This is a genomic window from Paenibacillus sp. FSL L8-0494 (assembly GCF_038003695.1).
GTDB classification, from domain to species: Bacteria; Bacillota; Bacilli; order Paenibacillales; family Paenibacillaceae; genus Paenibacillus_AQ; species Paenibacillus_AQ odorifer.
The window spans coordinates 6664700-6682078 of the sequence record NZ_JBBOPQ010000001.1; the positions used below are offsets into that span (position 1 = coordinate 6664700).

The 17379-nt window shown below is 45.3% G+C and carries 17 protein-coding genes and 1 riboswitch; of the genes, 5 read left to right on the forward strand and 12 right to left on the reverse strand.

What is annotated here, in order from left to right; all coding sequences use genetic code 11:
- From NYE35_RS30045 to NYE35_RS30080, 8 genes are all read right to left on the reverse strand, one after another.
- Complete coding sequence (locus NYE35_RS30045; protein ID WP_036682196.1) at positions 1–219, reverse strand: hypothetical protein; 219 nt, start codon at positions 217–219, stop codon at positions 1–3.
- A gap of 67 nt (positions 220–286) precedes the next feature.
- The gene (locus NYE35_RS30050; protein WP_256715491.1) at positions 287–1642 is read right to left on the reverse strand and encodes an MFS transporter; all 1356 of its coding nucleotides are present in this window, start codon (positions 1640–1642) and stop codon (positions 287–289) included.
- 92 nt (positions 1643–1734) lie between these two features.
- A complete protein-coding gene (locus NYE35_RS30055; protein WP_341122363.1) occupies positions 1735–2769 on the reverse strand; it encodes a CdaR family transcriptional regulator in 1035 nt (344 codons plus the stop codon).
- Positions 2770–2878: 109 nt separating this feature from the next.
- Entirely contained in the window at positions 2879–4030 is a 1152-nt protein-coding gene (locus tag NYE35_RS30060; protein WP_038573774.1) for a glycerate kinase family protein, read from the reverse strand.
- A gap of 33 nt (positions 4031–4063) precedes the next feature.
- Positions 4064–5362 carry a GntP family permease gene (locus NYE35_RS30065; RefSeq protein ID WP_038573777.1) on the reverse strand — a complete coding sequence of 433 codons (1299 nt, stop codon included), beginning with the start codon at positions 5360–5362 and terminating at the stop codon, positions 4064–4066.
- Between the two features lie 211 nt (positions 5363–5573).
- On the reverse strand, positions 5574–6893 hold the full coding sequence (locus NYE35_RS30070; protein ID WP_036682206.1) for a nucleobase:cation symporter-2 family protein: 1320 nt from the start codon (positions 6891–6893) through the stop codon (positions 5574–5576).
- Positions 6887–7501: a xanthine phosphoribosyltransferase gene (locus tag NYE35_RS30075; protein WP_036682464.1), complete on the reverse strand. Its 615-nt coding sequence runs from the start codon at positions 7499–7501 to the stop codon at positions 6887–6889. Before NYE35_RS30075 ends, NYE35_RS30070 begins: the two co-directional genes overlap by 7 nt.
- Positions 7502–7669: 168 nt before the next feature.
- A riboswitch (purine riboswitch) is annotated at positions 7670–7773 on the reverse strand.
- 160 nt (positions 7774–7933) lie between these two features.
- Positions 7934–8881, reverse strand: a complete 948-nt coding sequence (locus NYE35_RS30080; RefSeq protein ID WP_341122364.1) for a sugar-binding transcriptional regulator — start codon at positions 8879–8881, stop codon at positions 7934–7936.
- A gap of 199 nt (positions 8882–9080) precedes the next feature.
- On the opposite strand from NYE35_RS30080, the gene NYE35_RS30085 reads away from it, so the two are divergent.
- The 4 genes from NYE35_RS30085 (at position 9081) to NYE35_RS30100 (ending at position 13041) form a co-directional block, all read left to right on the forward strand.
- A complete protein-coding gene (locus tag NYE35_RS30085) occupies positions 9081–10049 on the forward strand; it encodes a Gfo/Idh/MocA family protein (protein WP_076105086.1) in 969 nt (322 codons plus the stop codon).
- A 129-nt stretch (positions 10050–10178) separates the two neighbouring features.
- Positions 10179–10721 (forward strand): hypothetical protein, encoded by a 543-nt coding sequence (locus tag NYE35_RS30090; RefSeq protein WP_445321962.1) that lies wholly within the window; start codon positions 10179–10181, stop codon positions 10719–10721.
- Positions 10722–10931: 210 nt separating this feature from the next.
- The gene (locus NYE35_RS30095; protein ID WP_076105088.1) at positions 10932–12140 is read left to right on the forward strand and encodes an MFS transporter; all 1209 of its coding nucleotides are present in this window, start codon (positions 10932–10934) and stop codon (positions 12138–12140) included.
- Between the two features lie 58 nt (positions 12141–12198).
- Positions 12199–13041 (forward strand): aldo/keto reductase, encoded by an 843-nt coding sequence (locus NYE35_RS30100; RefSeq protein ID WP_076105089.1) that lies wholly within the window; start codon positions 12199–12201, stop codon positions 13039–13041.
- 4 nt (positions 13042–13045) lie between these two features.
- Here the strand turns inward: NYE35_RS30100 and NYE35_RS30105 are convergent, their stop codons facing one another.
- The 4 genes from NYE35_RS30105 to rlmN all read right to left on the reverse strand — a co-directional run bounded on the left by NYE35_RS30105 (position 13046) and on the right by rlmN (position 16159).
- The gene (locus NYE35_RS30105) at positions 13046–13975 is read right to left on the reverse strand and encodes an AEC family transporter (RefSeq protein WP_036682218.1); all 930 of its coding nucleotides are present in this window, start codon (positions 13973–13975) and stop codon (positions 13046–13048) included.
- Positions 13976–14132: 157 nt separating this feature from the next.
- Entirely contained in the window at positions 14133–14612 is a 480-nt protein-coding gene (gene greA / locus NYE35_RS30110; RefSeq protein WP_036682220.1) for a transcription elongation factor GreA, read from the reverse strand.
- 109 nt (positions 14613–14721) lie between these two features.
- Positions 14722–15009 carry a DUF6509 family protein gene (locus NYE35_RS30115; RefSeq protein ID WP_036682221.1) on the reverse strand — a complete coding sequence of 96 codons (288 nt, stop codon included), beginning with the start codon at positions 15007–15009 and terminating at the stop codon, positions 14722–14724.
- Between the two features lie 79 nt (positions 15010–15088).
- Positions 15089–16159, reverse strand: coding sequence for a 23S rRNA (adenine(2503)-C(2))-methyltransferase RlmN (gene rlmN, locus NYE35_RS30120; protein WP_036682223.1), 1071 nt, complete (start codon positions 16157–16159; stop codon positions 15089–15091).
- A gap of 155 nt (positions 16160–16314) precedes the next feature.
- On the opposite strand from rlmN, the gene NYE35_RS30125 reads away from it, so the two are divergent.
- Complete coding sequence (locus tag NYE35_RS30125; protein WP_076296999.1) at positions 16315–17373, forward strand: endonuclease/exonuclease/phosphatase family protein; 1059 nt, start codon at positions 16315–16317, stop codon at positions 17371–17373.
- Positions 17374–17379: the final 6 nt, after the last annotated feature.

The following is a 17379-nucleotide window of genomic DNA, read 5'->3' on the forward strand; positions in this document are numbered from 1 at the left end:
CTATCCCTCAGTGTGCATCGGAACAAGCAAAAGCTCCAGCTTGCCTTCATCCACATTCAGCCGTCCTTCAACCGCTTCATATTCCTTACTGCCCACCACTATATAATTGACATGTTCAAGTGCAGTTATCATATTCATGCTCCACGTACGCTCTTCAATTACTCGTAGATCACCCTCTGGCATTTTTTCGATTAAAACTACACTCATCCCGTTATCCATTATTACCATTCCTTCCTTATATCTGCTATAGCATCTGATACGTTTTTATCACCTTTTCGTTTCAGTTCTAAGCTTGTATAGATTGTCCAGTATTACTTTTGGAATGAGAACGTCTGTATAAAAGGAGAACTCCTAACGAACACAAGCTGACAAGAAGCAACAGTCCGTATACATGCTCATATGCTTTTGCCGGCGCAAGATCACGCTGAGCATGCAGCAACAGCCCACAGACCGCAACAGATACAGAACCTCCAAAGAACTGAATCAGTTGTAAAAGCCCCATACCTGAACCAATCCAAGTTCGCGGAAGAACCCGAGAAGCTTCATTATTTAAGGATGCCATTGTCGCCGAGAAGGCAGGAGAGAAGCAAAGATAACCAAGCAGAAGAACTACAGGAGATACAGAAAGGTTCAGCGCAAATGCAGCCATAACAGCGGCAAGGATACAATGTCCTATGATTAAGAAGCGCAAGTTGCCATACCGGTCAATAAAACGTCCAACAAAACGGGTAAGAAATGCGGATAATAACGCACCAGGTGCGATAAACAAACCAATCATCAACGCGGATTTACCAAACAGATTAGCGAGCACAAGCGGCATCAGGAACAAATTCCCCAAGTTCAGCACCAGAATACAAAAGCCTATGGTAACTAGCTTCAAGTATCCCGGCATTTTTAGCAACTGCGGGTTAATAAAGGATTCCTTCGCCTTCTTCAAATACCAAGCGTGCACGATAATAGATACTATGCCCACTGCTAACCATACCAGAGATTGGGTAGTTACGGCTACCAGCAGACTTGCCGCATTTACAACGGTCAACGCCGCCCCAATAACATCAAAGCCTGCAGGCTGAGGCTGTTCCTTAGGTAATAACCGCAGCAGCACTGGCAATACAACAAGCACAAGGCAAGTAATTCCGAATAACCCATTCCAGCCAAAATACTGACTGATGACGCCACCGAAAATAGGGCCCAACCCAAAGGCCATTGCACTCCCTGCGGAGATCATGGCGATAGCCGCACCACGTCTTTCAATAGGCACATAACGGCTGGCCAGTACGAGACCCAATCCAGCCATCGCACCCGCGCCGGCAGATTGTACTATTCTCGTTATCAATAATGTATTAAAGTCATGCGCAAATAATCCAAACACTGAGGCTAACCCAAGAGTAATTAAGCCAACGGTCAAAAGTCTCCGAATCGGCAATACGTCTGATAAGCGGCTATAAATAACCGTCGATAAAGCATATCCAATCGAATAGCTCGAAATTACCCATGAACCTAGATCAGCAGAAATTTGGAGATCCTGAATAATGGTTGGAAGTGATACATTAAACATCGTTGTGTTCATCACTACGATAAAAAGGCACATGGTCCATAATGGCATGACTACTTTATCATTCATTACTACTTTCTCATTCATTCCTATCCATCCCTGTCCTAATTTATCTATACAAGCTTATCTAAGTTTATGCCTATAAAATCAGGATGGCAATTGGAATAGGGGGATTTAAATTACTTCCGCCACATCAATCCGCACAACAATTCAAACAACTCCATGTAGTTGCGTGGATTTTTGCCCGTCAATGTATGAATGCGATTAAGCCGGTAGTTCAGTGTATTTCGGTGAATATTCAGCTTCTGTACAGTACGATTATGGTCCCCATTCTCAGCAATAAATACTTGCAGCGTTTCAATCAGGCCTGTCTTATCGCCCGACTGATCCAGCAGAGCATAAATCGTTCCGGGCCGTTCAGCACCGTCATAAGAGAGATGAATCAAGAATTTTAGTTCCTCATAAGTGTACAGTTTCTTGAGCGGGTCGACTCTGCTGCCAACACTAATCGCCGCCTGGGCCTGTTCAAGTGAATAAGCAGCTAACTCCGCTGCTTCGCCAGAACCTATTCGCCCCACATTCGTACATGAATTTAGTTTTCCTATAAGCTCTTTATAAAGAAAAGCATCCGTTATGAAAAAAACCGCCTTATCATTCTCCAAATTCCAGTAATGTGGATAAGACCTAAATACATTTTTGAATTCTTTGCCGTTCACATCGCCTTCCACAAGGATCGCCCAGCATTTTTTCTTAAGGTCAAGCCCATAGCTGCCCGCCCGTTCCAAAAACTCAAGATCATATGCTTCTTTACGATAAGACAATTCATGATAAAATTTCACACGTTTTACTCGCTCATCCTGTTCCAGCTTGTTCCTTGCTTCCTGCTCAATAAGTAATATAGTAGTGACTCTGACCAGCTTACTAAACGGCCTAACCTCATCTGGATGTCCCGTAATACCTACCACACCCAAAACTTTATGATCTATAATAATGGGTTCATTCACCCCCGGCTTCATGCCGCTGCCATCCTCGTACACTTCAAAGACATGACCACTTTGAATGGCTATTCTCGCTCCCTCATGTAAGGTTCCGACCCGTTTCAGATCTCCGCTCCCCACAATAAACCCGCTCTCATCCATAACATTAATGTTATAAGGAACTACGCTCATCATTTCTTGTGCTATTTGTCCTGCGAGTGATTTCGATATCTTCATGTCTGTACCTCCTGTTCCCTTATATTCTACTCAGAAAGCTTCTACCTTAAAAAAGAAAAAAGGGGCTGACTCCGTTCAGTCAGCCCCTCTATCACTTTGTATAATTCATTCAGCTTCCTTGGTTCAGCATGACTAACCTAGCCACATTCTCAGCCGTTCTTTCCAGGTTCTCTTGCCCTTTATTCAAAGCATCCTCCAATGAAGCTGCGCCTGGCATAATGCCAAAAATAGCATCGATCCCTTTATCATACAGCACTTCCGTCTGATCGCCGATCCGTCCCGCGAAGGCCAGTACGGGTTTATTATATTTCTTAGCTACCTCAGCAACGCCAAGCGGGGTCTTGCCATATTGGGTCTGGAAATCGATGCTTCCTTCCCCGGTCCACACCATGTCCGCCTGCTGCACCTTTTCTTCAAGTCCAGTATAGTCGATCACAAGCTCAATGCCCTTTTTTAATATTCCGTTTAAGAACACTACCAGTCCTGCCCCAAGTCCACCCGCTGCACCAGCTCCAGGCATATCTATAATATCGAAACCCAATTGCTCTTTGATGACACTCGCATAATGATGCAGATTACTGTCCAGCTGTTTGATCATATCTGAAGTAGCCCCTTTTTGCGGACCAAATACATTGGAAGCCCCGGTCGGACCACATAATGGATTCGTAACGTCGCAGGCCACTTCAACCTGTACATCCTTCAGGCGAGGGTCAAATCCACTCAGATCAACACGGGCTAATCTGCCAAGCTCACCACCACCAAATAACAACTCATTGCCTTCGGCATCCAGCAGCCTGCCGCCTAATGCCTGCACCATCCCGGCGCCTCCGTCATTGGTGGCACTGCCACCGATACCGATCAGCAGCTTGCTGACCCCACGATCCAGACATGCTTTGATTAACTGTCCTGTCCCGTAGGTGGTTGTAATCAACGGGTTACGTGTCTCAGGGGATACCAGCTGAATGCCACTCGCACTAGCCATTTCCAGCACCCCTGTCAGCCCGTCTCCTGTGATTCCGTAGGATGCGCTAACTTCATTGCCCAGTGGCCCTTTAACTTTTGTTATATATACCGTACCTTCCGTTGCATCGACCAAGGACTGCATCGTTCCTTCGCCGCCATCTGCCATGGGTACATGAATACAAGTAATATTAGAATTTACTTTATGAATGCCTTTTTCCATGGCTTCACAAGCTTCTTTGGCTGTCATGCTTTCCTTGAAAGAATCCGGTGCCAATACGATGACAAAGTCTTTATTCATAGAATATCCGTCCCTTCTAGTTGCAAATATAAATTATAGGATGAAGCCGTATAATATAGTGGCGACGATAGCCATCGTCAGACCCACGAGACTTTCATAAGGAATCAGTGACATCCGGTCCTTGATGTTCATCTTAACGGAATCTGCGGTCACGTGGAAGAAGTTACCGTGTGGCAGATGGTCAATAACTGTAGCACCGGTGTGCACCATAATTGCTGCATTTAGCGGCGCTGTGCCCATCGAAAGAATAGCGGGACCAAATGATCCGGCAGCCACGATAGAAGCCGTAGAGGTTGATGCTGTAGCAGCCGCCATCAGGATTCCTGCAATTGGAGCAAGGAACGTTCCGGAAATCCCCATAGCCGTTATTGCATCTACAACAGTAGCGCTCAGATCCGATTTCGAGATAATACCAGCGATAGCACCAGCACCAATCAGGATAATGGCTGTACCTGTCATTTTATTTAACCCTGAGGTTGTAAAAGAAATGATGTTCTTCGTTTGTTTCATAGCAATCAATCCAATAATGCCGGCAAGAGGCAAGATGATCATAGAATCGACTTTAAATGATTTCAGCAATTCGATATTTAGAATATTTCCGATTGGGTTAATGGCTAGAAGCAAAATAGCGACAACTGGAGCGACGATAGCACGGCCAAAGCTAGGTTTAACCTTAGTGCTGTCTTCCTCTTTAGTTACAACGTCGCCCTCTGCAATTTTTACACCTTTGTTGACTAACAGATTAGCAATAATAACAGTGACAATCAGACCCGCAACGGCTGGGATGAATCCATGAATCATGACCTGAGCCAAATCTACATCAAAGCCTTTAGCTACGGCAATGGTGTTCGGGTTCGGTGAAATAATGTTACCGGCTTTACCGCCACCGACCAGTGCGAGCAGCAAAGCGGTTTTGGAAATGCCGATCTTCTTACCTACGGACAAAGCGATTGGAGCGACAATAATGATAGCAACTGTGATGAATACGCCCACTGCTGTAATTATCATAGTAGCCAGCGCTATAGATAATAACGCTTTCTTTTCACCAAGCTTATCTACTATGGTCTCGGCCATTCGTTCGGCTGCCCCAGATTCAATCAATACCCCCGCCAGCACACCTGCCGCGAGTACACGTACAACTGCACCCATAACGCTATTCGTTCCGTCGATGATATATTGTACTGTCTCTGCAATGGATGCCCCGCCTAATATTCCTCCAGCAATCGCGCCTAAAAAGAGTGCGTAGACCGGGTTAACCTTTTTGAAAATCAATACGACGGCCAGAATCAATCCCGCAATTGCGCCCATCCAGTTAATTACTGTGCCTTCCATCTCTAGTTGCCCCCTAGTATAAGAATTTGACACTATACAGTGTGTAATTTGATAACGCTTTCTAAACTGAGTATACTGCGCTTACAAACCCAATAATATTGACGGGACAACCTATTTTTTTGTGCATATGCACAAGCACTGAGCATGAGAAAAAGACCAAGCTTAGGTTTCAGCACACCAGAGCTTGGTCTTTTAACATGAATTAAACGTATTATGAGACTTGTGTTTCTTTCGTTAGAACAGGGGCAGCAGGATCTTCTGCCAGAACATTATCCTTTGTCTTCGAGAGGAAGATATTCAGCACAATCGCTGTAAGGGAACCGGATACGATACCGTTTTGCAGCAGCATCCGGGCGAATTCAGGCAATTGATCGAACATCGCAGGTACAGTTGCCGAACCCAAACCAACAGCGATACTACAAGCGGCAATCAGCAGATTACCATCCTTACGCAGATCTACCTCTGACAGAATCGACATCCCGGAAACAGCAACCGATCCGAACATCACGATCATCGCTCCACCCAGTACGGCATTGGGAATAACCGTTGTCAGAGCCGCCAATTTAGGCAGTAATCCAAGCACAACCATAATCCCGCCGGCTGCAAAAATAACATTACGAGTTTTGACCCGAGTTAGCGAGACCAATCCTACATTTTGCGAAAATGCTGTGTACGGAAATGCATTAAAGATCCCGCCCAGCATAATCGCCAAACCTTCCGAACGCAGCCCGTTTACGATCTGCTTTTGTTCCACTTTCTGATCCGTTACTTTACCAATCGCAAAGTAAACACCTGTGGACTCCACCATACTAACAATATTAACAATGATCATAGTGAAAATAGCCGTAAGATTGAACTGAGGCCATCCGAAGTAGAAAGGCTGTGCAACACTTACCCAAGAGGCTTCACCTACTGTAGAGAAACTAACAATGCCCATTCCATAAGCAATAATTGTACCCACTAAAAGACCTATCAAGACAGAGACCGAGCGAAGAAATCCTGTAGTAAAACGGTTAACCGCTAAAATGACCAGCAGCGTGATCAGTGCAAGCAACAAATTGCGGGGATTCCCAAAATCAGCGCTGCCTTCTCCGCCAGCTACGCTATTCATAGCTACAGGAATAAGAGATAACCCAATAATGGTCACGACTGAGCCCGTTACTATCGTTGGGAAGAACCTCAGCAGCTTCCCGTAAAGCGGGGCCGCCAGTACCACGAATAGACCAGATAAAATAATTGCTCCGTACACCGTTGCCAAATTGTTGGCACTGCCGATAGCGATAATCGGCCCTACTGCCGTAAAGGTACATCCAAGAATAACCGGCAGCCTGCTGCCAAAATACTTAGTGCCCATAATCTGCAGCAAAGTAGCTAACCCGCAAGTAAACAAATCAGCTGCGATAAGATAGGCCATTTGGGTGGCATTCAGGTTCAGCGCGTTCCCTACGATCAGCGGAACAACAACTGCTCCGGCATACATCGCCAGTACATGCTGAAATCCTAACGCAAATACTTTTTTCTTGCTTAACATCTCGCACTCTCCTTGATTGGCTCTTTTGAACTTTCATTATCAATGAAGTGAATTTCACCTGGTGACATAGATGTGATCCGGGCTAAAGCATGGACTTCTATCCCTCTATCCTCGAGTAGACTCCGGCCTTCTTGGAAGCATTTTTCAATCACACAACCAACGCCAAGGAGCTCAGCGCCAGCCTCTTGCACGATATCAACCAGTCCAACAAGAGCAGCACCAGTAGCCAAAAAGTCATCTACAATAAGCACCTTATCGCTTGGTCCGATATATTTTTGCGAGACACTAACCATATAATCCTCTTTGCGTGTAAAAGAATGTACCGGCGCGGAATAGACCGCTTCAGATAAGGTCACTGCTTTCTTTTTCTTCGCATATACAAACGGTACGCCTAAGGCGATGGCCGTAGCCATGGCGAATTGAATGCCACTTGCTTCAATAGTGATGATCTTAGTGATAGGCAAATGTCCAAACAACCGCTTGAACTCCTGTCCAATTTGTAAGGCAAGCTCCGTATCCACCTGATGATTCAGAAATGAATCTACCTTTAGTACCGTATCTGATAAAATAAGACCCTCTTGTCTGATGCGCTCTTGAAGTACCTTCATAGTAAACTTGATCTCTCCTTCTGAATTAAAAACAAAAAAAGGACAAATCCCTTGAGTCGTTTCTCTCAAGTGAATTTGTCCTTCTGGGTTTTTGTCCCTTAGTGGTGTAACACTGCATAGTGTCCGCATCGCTCGGTCCAGTCCTTCCATAGTCAGGAAGCGGAACCCTAGATGCGCTATTTCACTCATAGTCGGATAATTACAGTGGTTATCCGGTAGAAACTTATGGGCCATATTCCCAAGATTATATGAGTTGACAAGCAAATATAAGGATAATGTATAATGTGAAACTTATATTTTTATAAATGTTCGATATGAATACCTTGTATATCTTACACGCTCTGTCTGGTGCTTACAAGCAAAATTTTAAGCAATTTGCATGCCATTTTCAGGTTATTTTCACGAAATTCAATTGTTTACATTTAGTAGTTGCTACTCCAATATCTTCTGCGCTGTTTCTTGGGTCGTTACAAGCACATTCATATAACCCCCATTTAGCGCACCACGGATCCCTGTAACCTTCTCAAGTGACTCCGCTACACCAATCGAATACCGAGCTTGCTTGATCTGCTCCAGCTCAATAGTCAGCGTTCGATCCGATATTCCGGTATGCACGGGAATCCCGTTGCCATCATAGAATCGTGAACAGATATCACCAGCGACCTTTCCATTCTCCAGCTCAGCAATCACTGCATCACCATAAAATCCGCGCCACGCCTCTTCCCCTTCCATTTCCGGTGATCCGATGCCGAACACAGCGATATCCAGATGGTCCCACGCCTTCGCAATGGTCTGATAATACTGCGAATTCATCAGTTGATCTCTAGTTTCCTTTTGCTCCGTGATCGCTGGAACATCAATCATTAACGAGCGCGCACCCCATTTCAGGGCAGCTTGATAGCAGATGTTATTTACATGGTACCCGCTCTCCATCTTTCCTGATGGGCCGCCAACCGTAGGTACACAGGTTACAAAAGGTCTCTGGGCTTGTGTTAGGCTTTCTACAACGGCAGCTAAGCTGCTTCCCCAAGAAAACCCAATCGTATCTTTCGGCTGAAGCACTTGCTCGAGCCATCTCGCACAGGCTTGTCCTATAGCTTTGCGTTTAATCGTACTGGACTGTGCAGGGTCTACCTCCACAACAATGGCTTCCCGTAGCCCGAACCGCTCCTTCAGCTCCTGCTCCAATGTAAAATGATCGCCAGTATCGTAATTAATAGTTATTGTAACGATACCTTCTTCACGTACCCTCTTTAGCATCCTGCTGATGGTGGTACGATATATACCAAGTTTGCTAGAGATTTCACTCTGCGTTAAATTCTGTTCATAATACATTTGTGCTATTTTAATGAGCAGCTTCTTATCTTCTTTTCGATCCATGTTACAACGCCCCCGCTATATTCAACAGTTTGACGGATTTAGAACCCCCCGCTATACTGTAGACGATTGTTTTGCACATTTATCATTATATTGCACAAATGTGCTTAATATCAAAACTTTTATGGAGATGAATGGTTCAGATGGAATCAAGGTTATCTCTAAATAAAAACAAACAATCCAAACAGGTGAGGTGCTGGAAATGAATCCCTTAAAGTGGGCAATTGTAGGTCCGGGAAGTATAGCTGCCGAATTTGCGGCTGCGCTGAATGAAACGGGGGAAACATTGTATGCGGTTGGATCGCGGAGCTTAGAGAAAGCACAACAATTCGCTAATCAATATGGAGCCACGAAAGCTTATGGCAGTTACAGTGAAATGCTGCAAGATCCCGCAATTGATGTAGTGTACATCTCTACGCCACATAGCAATCATTATGAATACATCATTGAAAGCTTACAGAATAACAAACATGTTCTCTGCGAAAAAGCAATCACGGTGAACAGCAAACAACTTCAAGAAGTCACCCGACTCGCCGCTGAAAAGGATCTGGTTGTGGCCGAAGCTATGAGCATCTACCATATGCCACTGTATAAGAAACTGCGGCAGCTCATTGATGACGGCATCATCGGGCGCCTCAAAATGGTGCAGGTCTCCTTTGGCAGCCATAAAGAATATGATGTGAACAACCGTTTCTTCAGCAAAGATCTGGCGGGCGGAGCACTGCTGGATATTGGGACGTATGCGTTGTCCTTCACAAGATTCTTCCTGTCCAAACAGCCCCATGAGATTCTTACTACAGTAAAACGATTCGAGACAGGAGTGGACGAGCAATCCGGCATTATTCTTAACAATGCTGCAGATGAAATGGCGGTAATCTCCCTTACAATGCGCTCTAAAATGCCTAAACGGGGTGTGGTTGCAGGAGAACTCGGATTTATTACCGTAGACAATTTCCCGCGGGCCAGCAAAGCCACCATTCAGTATTTGGATGGCACAGTAGAGACGATTGAAGCTGGAGATACAGCCAAAGCTTTGCAATACGAGATTGAAGATATGCAGCGGTATATTGCAGATAAAAACCATAAAGAGACCCTCAACCTCTCCTTGGATGTCATGGACATTATGAGCAATGTCCGGGAGCAATGGGGAATCAAATATAGCTTTGAATAAATAAACCGTTTAGTAGGCAGTAAACTTAGGCAAATGATTGTTTTTCGAGGTATACCGCCCGTATTCATCACGTATTCCCCTCATCTGCATTAATGTTAATGAAGTCAAAGTATGGGAGAGTGAATATGGGTGTCCTATAAAAGAGACCGGATCGTTGTCATTATTCAAAAAGGAAAACGGCGCATAATTACAAGGACCCCACTCCACGGAGTGGACAGATTAGTCTTTGTCATCAACAATCAATATACGAACGCCCCCAACACTACACAAATTGCAAGCGGTGCAGGACGCAGCAGCGCAAGCGGTAATAATGCCGCCATTGCTTCTCCCTATACACGCCAACAACAAAGTGTCGGCGCAGGCGGTGATGCGACTAACCTAGGCAGTGGGGGCAACAAACGCGGCAAAGCTAAGCCCCTTTTATTATATCCGTATCGCAAAGAAGTTGTGGTCGTTATCAATACCCAGACGGTTAAACTGCCTAAACGGAGCCAGAATGCCTCCGCAACTCAGGTAGCAAGCGGAGGCGGAACGTTCAGCACCGGTGGAACAAACTCCGCTATAGAAAGCCCAGGAACAAGACAGCAGCAGGCGGTTGGTGGAGGATCGGGTGGGCACGCCACTAACAAAGGCACAACTAAACGGCGCCACCTCAAACAACGGTCTCGTTAACCCTATTGGGACTATATAACAAGCATAGCAAAAAAGCATGGGCAAACCTGACGAGATCAGGGTGCCCATGCTTTTTGCGGTTTGGCGAGTTGCGCTATAGGTACTTTTTAGTACCTATAGCACTTTAAAGTACGTACTATACTTAATGGACAGATCTCTTCATAATAGCACTTACCGGCCGGTGATTAACACAGCGTAGGAGTGAAAGAAATGTCCTTAGATAAAAAAAGAAGCACCTTGGCGCTCTTAGCTCTAGCCATTAGTGCCTTTGCGATTGGAACCACTGAGTTTATCAGTGTGGGGCTGCTGCCTCTAATCGCCACGGATCTGCATATACCGGTAACCACAGCCGGGTTGACCGTTACTTTATACGCTTTAGGAGTAACTTTTGGCGCACCCATCTTAACGTCGCTAACCACGTCGATATCACGCAAAACATTGCTGCTAAGCATTATGATCGTCTTTATTATCGGCAATAGTCTTGCGGCGGCTGCGGACGGGATTACATTGCTGTTAATCGCGAGAGTAATTTCCGCACTGGCCCATGGCTTGTTCATGTCGATTGCTTCGACCATTGCCGCCGACCTCGTGCCTGAGGATCGTAAGGCCAGTGCCATTGCCATCATGTTCACAGGACTTACAGTAGCTACTGTTACTGGCGTTCCGCTAGGTACGTTCCTTGGCCAACAACTCGGCTGGCGTGCTGCATTTGTTGCTATTATTGCTATCGGGCTTATAGCACTCATCGGCAATCTGATCCTTGTTCCTTCATCCGGGCTGCGCAAAGGTACCCACACACCCCTTCGTGAGCAAGTTAAGCTGGTCACCAATGGGCGTTTACTGCTTGCCTTCGCGATTACAGCTTTGGGCTATGGGGGCACATTTGTAGTCTTTACTTATTTATCGCCCCTTCTGCATGAGATCAGCGGCTTCAAAGAGAATACAGTCGCCGTAATCTTGCTTGTATACGGCATTGCGATTGCCATCGGGAACGTGATTGGAGGTAAAGCCGCCAACCGCAAACCGATGAATGCTCTATTCTATATGTTTGCAGTCCAAGCTGTCGTCTTATTTGTCTTAGCTTTTACCGCACCTTATAAGGTTGCCGCACTGATTACGATCTTCTTTATGGGACTGTTAGCTTTCATGAACGTGCCCGGCTTGCAAGTACATGTTGTTACGCTTGCAGATCGATATGCGCCAAGTGCACGAGATGTAGCTTCTGCATTAAATATTGCTGCTTTTAACGCCGGTATTGCCATTGGTGCGTACCTTGGCGGCATCGTCACAGATCATATGGGACTGATTCATACCACTTGGGTAGGTGCCATCATGGTTCTGTCCGCAGTATTACTCACGGCATGGAGCCGTGCTCTGGAGAAGAAAGATGAGGCTCCTCTCCAGACTAAAGCCGCTTAAACAGCAGTCCATTAACAACCCAAACAAACTTTTAAATATCTTAGGAGGTTACTTTATTATGGCTCAACATCTACAGGATACAACTACATTACACAACGGTGTAAATATGCCTTGGCTAGGGCTTGGCGTATTTAAAGTGGAAGAAGGCGCAGAACTGATACAAGCGATCAAGTCCGCTATTAAACACGGTTACCGCAGCATTGACACTGCCGCAATTTATGAGAATGAAACAGGCGTGGGACAAGCCATCCAAGAGGCTCTACAAGAGAACAACTTGTCCAGAGAAGAGCTTTTCGTAACCTCAAAGGTCTGGACCGCAGATATGGGCTACGAAGAGACCATCGCCGCCTACGAGACTAGCTTAGCTAAACTCGGACTTGAATACCTGGATTTGTACCTTATCCACTGGCCTGTAAAAGGAAAATATAAAGAGTCTTGGAGAGCGCTTGAAACGTTGTATAAAGAGGGCCGGGTAAAAGCCATTGGGGTCAGCAACTTCCAGATTCACCATCTTGAAGATGTACTGAAGGATGCTGAGATTAAGCCTATGGTCAATCAAGTTGAATTACATCCTTATTTGAATCAGCAAGCGCTGCTAGACTTCTGCAAAGAGCAAGGAATCCAATTAGAAGCTTGGTCTCCATTAATGCAAGGTCAATTGTTCGATCAGCCTGTACTGAAAAAAATTGCCGCCAAACATGGCAAATCCGTCGCTCAAGTTATTGTCCGTTGGGACCTGCAACGTGGGATTATCACTATTCCTAAGTCTACTAAAGAACACCGGATCATCGAAAATGTAGACGTGTTTGATTTCAATTTATCTGACGAGGATATGACTCTAATTAACTCTCTCAACCAAGATCAACGGGTAGGTCCAGACCCAGATCATTTTGATTTCTAAGGGCTTACGCACCTTGCACTAACACTATAAGCACCGGCAACACGAGAAACGAAGCAAGCGTCGTCCACAAAATACATTTGGATACCAGCTCCGGTGAGGCATTAAAGCGCTCGGCTAACACTACGGCGTTGACGGCAACTGGCATAGAAGCCAAAATTAGCAGCACAGAGAACAAGGTCCCGGTAATTTGCAGGATCGATAATCCGAGGTAAGCCACTAGCGGCGCTAAGATTAATCGAATCGACATCCCTGTCCAAAAAGTAGACTGGCCCTTGCGTGCGGATGGCATGGTTCTCACTTTAACCATCTGTGCGCCAAGGATCGCCAGTACCACCGGCGAATATCCTCCAGCTACCAAGGCAACCCCTGTAGCCACCTCTGCCGGCAAATGCAGGCCAAAGATACGGAGAAGAAGGGCCAACAGAGCTGCGTAAATGGCAGGAAGCGAAAAGACCGATTTCACTGCATTTTTTACCGAAAACTGAGATCTTGCTGCAAAATAAACGCCTATCGTATTCACGATAATCATCTGTCCGATCACATATACAGAGGCCTTATCGAGACCAAGCTGTCCGAAAGCTAGCAGCACCAGCGGAAGTCCATAATTCACACTATTCGTAAACGTTGAAATCAAGGTCAGACCGGATACTTCGGATGGATCTAGCTTCAATAATTTTCCGACTATATTCGCAATCGCCCATAAGAAGATTAGATTCAGAAGCGAAAAGGCGAGCGTCTTATAAATATCATCCATGGAAATCTCGGCAGTAGCCAATGTATTTAGAATAATTGCCGGCGTTAAAAAGTATAGATAAAGCGTCAATAACGGCTTCGTATCCAGATTCTTAAACCGCCCAAGCAGCGCACCCACGATCACAGGGATGGACAAGGGCACGATGACTTGGTATAACGTCGTTAACACACTTTGGATCATGAATAGAACTCCTCTGCTGTAGGTTACTTCAAACTATAAGCGCAACAGCGCAGAACGTCTAAGATATGAAATCAATATACCTCATAGCCAAAACCTATCATGCCAACAAAAAAAGCTCCCAGCCCTTACAAAGGGTTGAGAGCTTTTCGGTATATTGTTACATCATTTTGATCTCAAGCAACTCATATTTAATGATGCCCATCGGTGCATTTACACTAACAATATCGCCGACCTTTTTACCCAGCAATTCCTTGCCTAGCGGGCTTTCATAGGAAATCTTGTTATTAAGAACATCTGCCTCAGCAGCTCCAACAATTCTATATTCGATCTTCTCCGAATATTCGATGTCATTCAGAATAACAATACAACCCATACTAACCTTTGACAGATCCATTTGGCTCTCATCCACGATCTTGGCTTTGGTCAACATTTTCTCCAGAATCATAATACGAGTCTCCATGAACGATTGATCGTCCTTGGCCGAATGGTACTCACTATTTTCCTTCAAGTCTCCATAGCTGATCGCCAATTTAAGCCGTGCGGCCAATTCCTTACGCCCTGCGCCTTTCAATTCCTTCAGCTCTTCCTCTAATTGAGCCAACCCTTCTTTGGTCAAGAACACTTCTTCATTAGACATGTATACAACTCCTATTTAGATAATTTACAGCTTGAACATATAAATGCTTATATTTTAAAAAAATCCCTGCCACAATTGAACATTGGGCAAGGAAGTCAATGCTGCTTAATTATTCTGGCAAATGCTCTTTACAAAAAAGGAGTAACGCTTCTTCCTCGTCCTCTTCCATATCGAAATCGAGCAGTTGACCTGAAGTTGTCTCCTGTAGATCATAACTTACGATGCTGACTTGATCTTCATCCACCTTAATAATCGCTCTAGCGGATACTCCGTTCTCTACATACAGCTCATCATCCTCTGGAACGTCCAGTTGAACGACAAATTCATACCGTTTACCGGTTAGTATACCGAAAGGATCTTTTACATTCTCCACATTGTAGCCCGTAAATGTCAACATAACTCAATCAACCTCTTTTCCTAATACCTGCCACGTCATTGTATCACAAAAAGTAACATATTGTTGTCGAGGTAGTCCATCAAGCCATGGCTTTGGATTTCTTGATTTGTTTGCTTCGCAGCTGTCCGCAGGCAGCATCAATATCCACACCATGCTCCAGACGAGTGCTTACGCTGACACCCTGCTTCTTCAAGGTATCAAAAAAGGCCCGCACCGTCTCCCGCTCGCTTCTTTGATATTGGCTGTGTTCATCCACCGGGTTATATGGAATCAAGTTCACATTGACGAGCGGGCGTCGATCGCCAATCAGCTCGGCCAGTTCAAGCGCATGCTCTCTGCCGTCGTTTACATCCTTCATCAGAATGTATTCCAGCGTAATTCTCCGCTTGGTTTTCTCCAAATAATAATCTATAGACTCCATTAGCTTCTCTATTGGAATGGCCTTGTTAATCTTCATGATCTGCGTCCGCAGTTCATTATTAGGGGCATGCAAAGAAACCGCCAGGTTCACCTGCGTATTCGCATCCGCAAATTCAACGATTTTGTTAGCCAATCCGCTCGTTGATACGGTAATCCCTCTACCCGCAATTGCTAGTCCCTTGTGATCTTTGACAATCGCCAGGAAATCGAGCAGGTTCTTGAAGTTATCGAATGGCTCGCCAATGCCCATCACTACGACGTGACTGACCTTTTGATCCAGGTTCGCCGCATCCAGATGCTGCTGGACCTTCATAATCTGCTCCACAATCTCTCCGCTGGAGAGATCACGGCTCTTCGCCAACAGCCCACTTGCACAGAAGCTGCAGCCGATATTGCAGCCCACTTGCGTGGTTACACATACAGACAAGCCGTATTTCTGTCTCATAAGCACTGTCTCGATCAAGTTGCCATCCTTTAGGCGGAACAGGAACTTAATCGTTCCATCCGCAGATTCCTGCTTCACATGTTCTTCCAAGGTATGAATGACAAAATTCTGCTCTAATAATTCTACACAATCTTTATTTACATCGAGCATTTCCGAAAAGTCTGTAATCCGCTTCCGATAAAGCCAATCCCAGACCTGCGTAGCCCGAAACTTTTTATGTCCACGTTCTAACAGCCATGCCGCCAGTTGATCAAAAGTTAATCCATAAATGGATTCTATATTCATTCGTTATCCTCTTTTCAAAACGTTAAAGTTCAGACCATCACTACTCATTGTCTCAAATTTTTTTTATTAAAACAAGGGGAGTTATTGGGTTGTGTCGAAGTTTACACCATTAAAGTCTGTTCTATGAACATGTATCTAAGGAGCGATGGAATCATATGGGTTCAACAAGAATAAAAGCAATCAGTCTCACCCTTCTAGCTGCCGTTCTAATCCTTGGCGGTTTTTTAGTGTATATTACCCTCACTGACTACAAACCACAGGAGATTACTACCCTTACTGTAAACAATAATCCGCAGCAAGTACTGAAGCAGGGAGAGTCCTTCTCGGTAACCACCTTTAATATTGGCTACGCCGGGTTGGATAAAGGCCAAGATTTCTTTATGGATGGCGGAACAAAGTCACGCTCAAGCAGTAGGGAACAAACGAAGACAAACCTTGAGGCCGTAGCGTCCCTTATGACAACTACAGACTCGGACCTGTTCATGTTGCAGGAGGTCGACGTCGATTCTTCCCGTAGCAACGGTATAGATGAAGTCTCTTTCTTGTCGAATAAGTTCGCTGATTACAGCAATGTTTTCGCGACCAACTACAAGGTACCTTGGGTACCGCTTCCAGTTCTTGATCCGATGGGCTCGGTGAACAGCGGTTTATTAACTTTATCCCGTTTTAACAGCACAAGTAATATTAGATATGATCTCCCGGGCAAAGAAACCTGGCCTCGCCAACAGTTTGATCTCGACCGTGCTTTTGTGGAGAGCAGATTGCCCGTTGATAACGGAAAAGAACTGATTCTGATCAATCTTCATTTATCAGCTTTTGACCAAGGCGGAACGATTCGTAAACAGCAGTTGGAGTATTTATCGGCTTATATCATGAAGGAGAATGACAAAGGGAATTACCTCATCTTAGGGGGAGATTGGAACCATTCCCTTCCGGGTACAGCTCCTGATGCTTTCGAGACAACGCAGGATTGGCCGCAATGGCTGCAAGAATTCCCAGAACATTTTCAACAGGGCTTTCAGTGGGCCGTAGATGCCAAGGTACCCTCCGTCCGGACGCTCGATGTTGCCTATTCAGAAGGTGTGAATTTCCGCGCAGTGATTGATGGCTTTCTAGTCTCACCAAACGTCAGCATAAGCGGCGTACAGGGTCATGAGTTATCCTTCGAACACAGTGATCACAACCCTGTAACAGCCACTTTTATTCTGCAATAACATGGA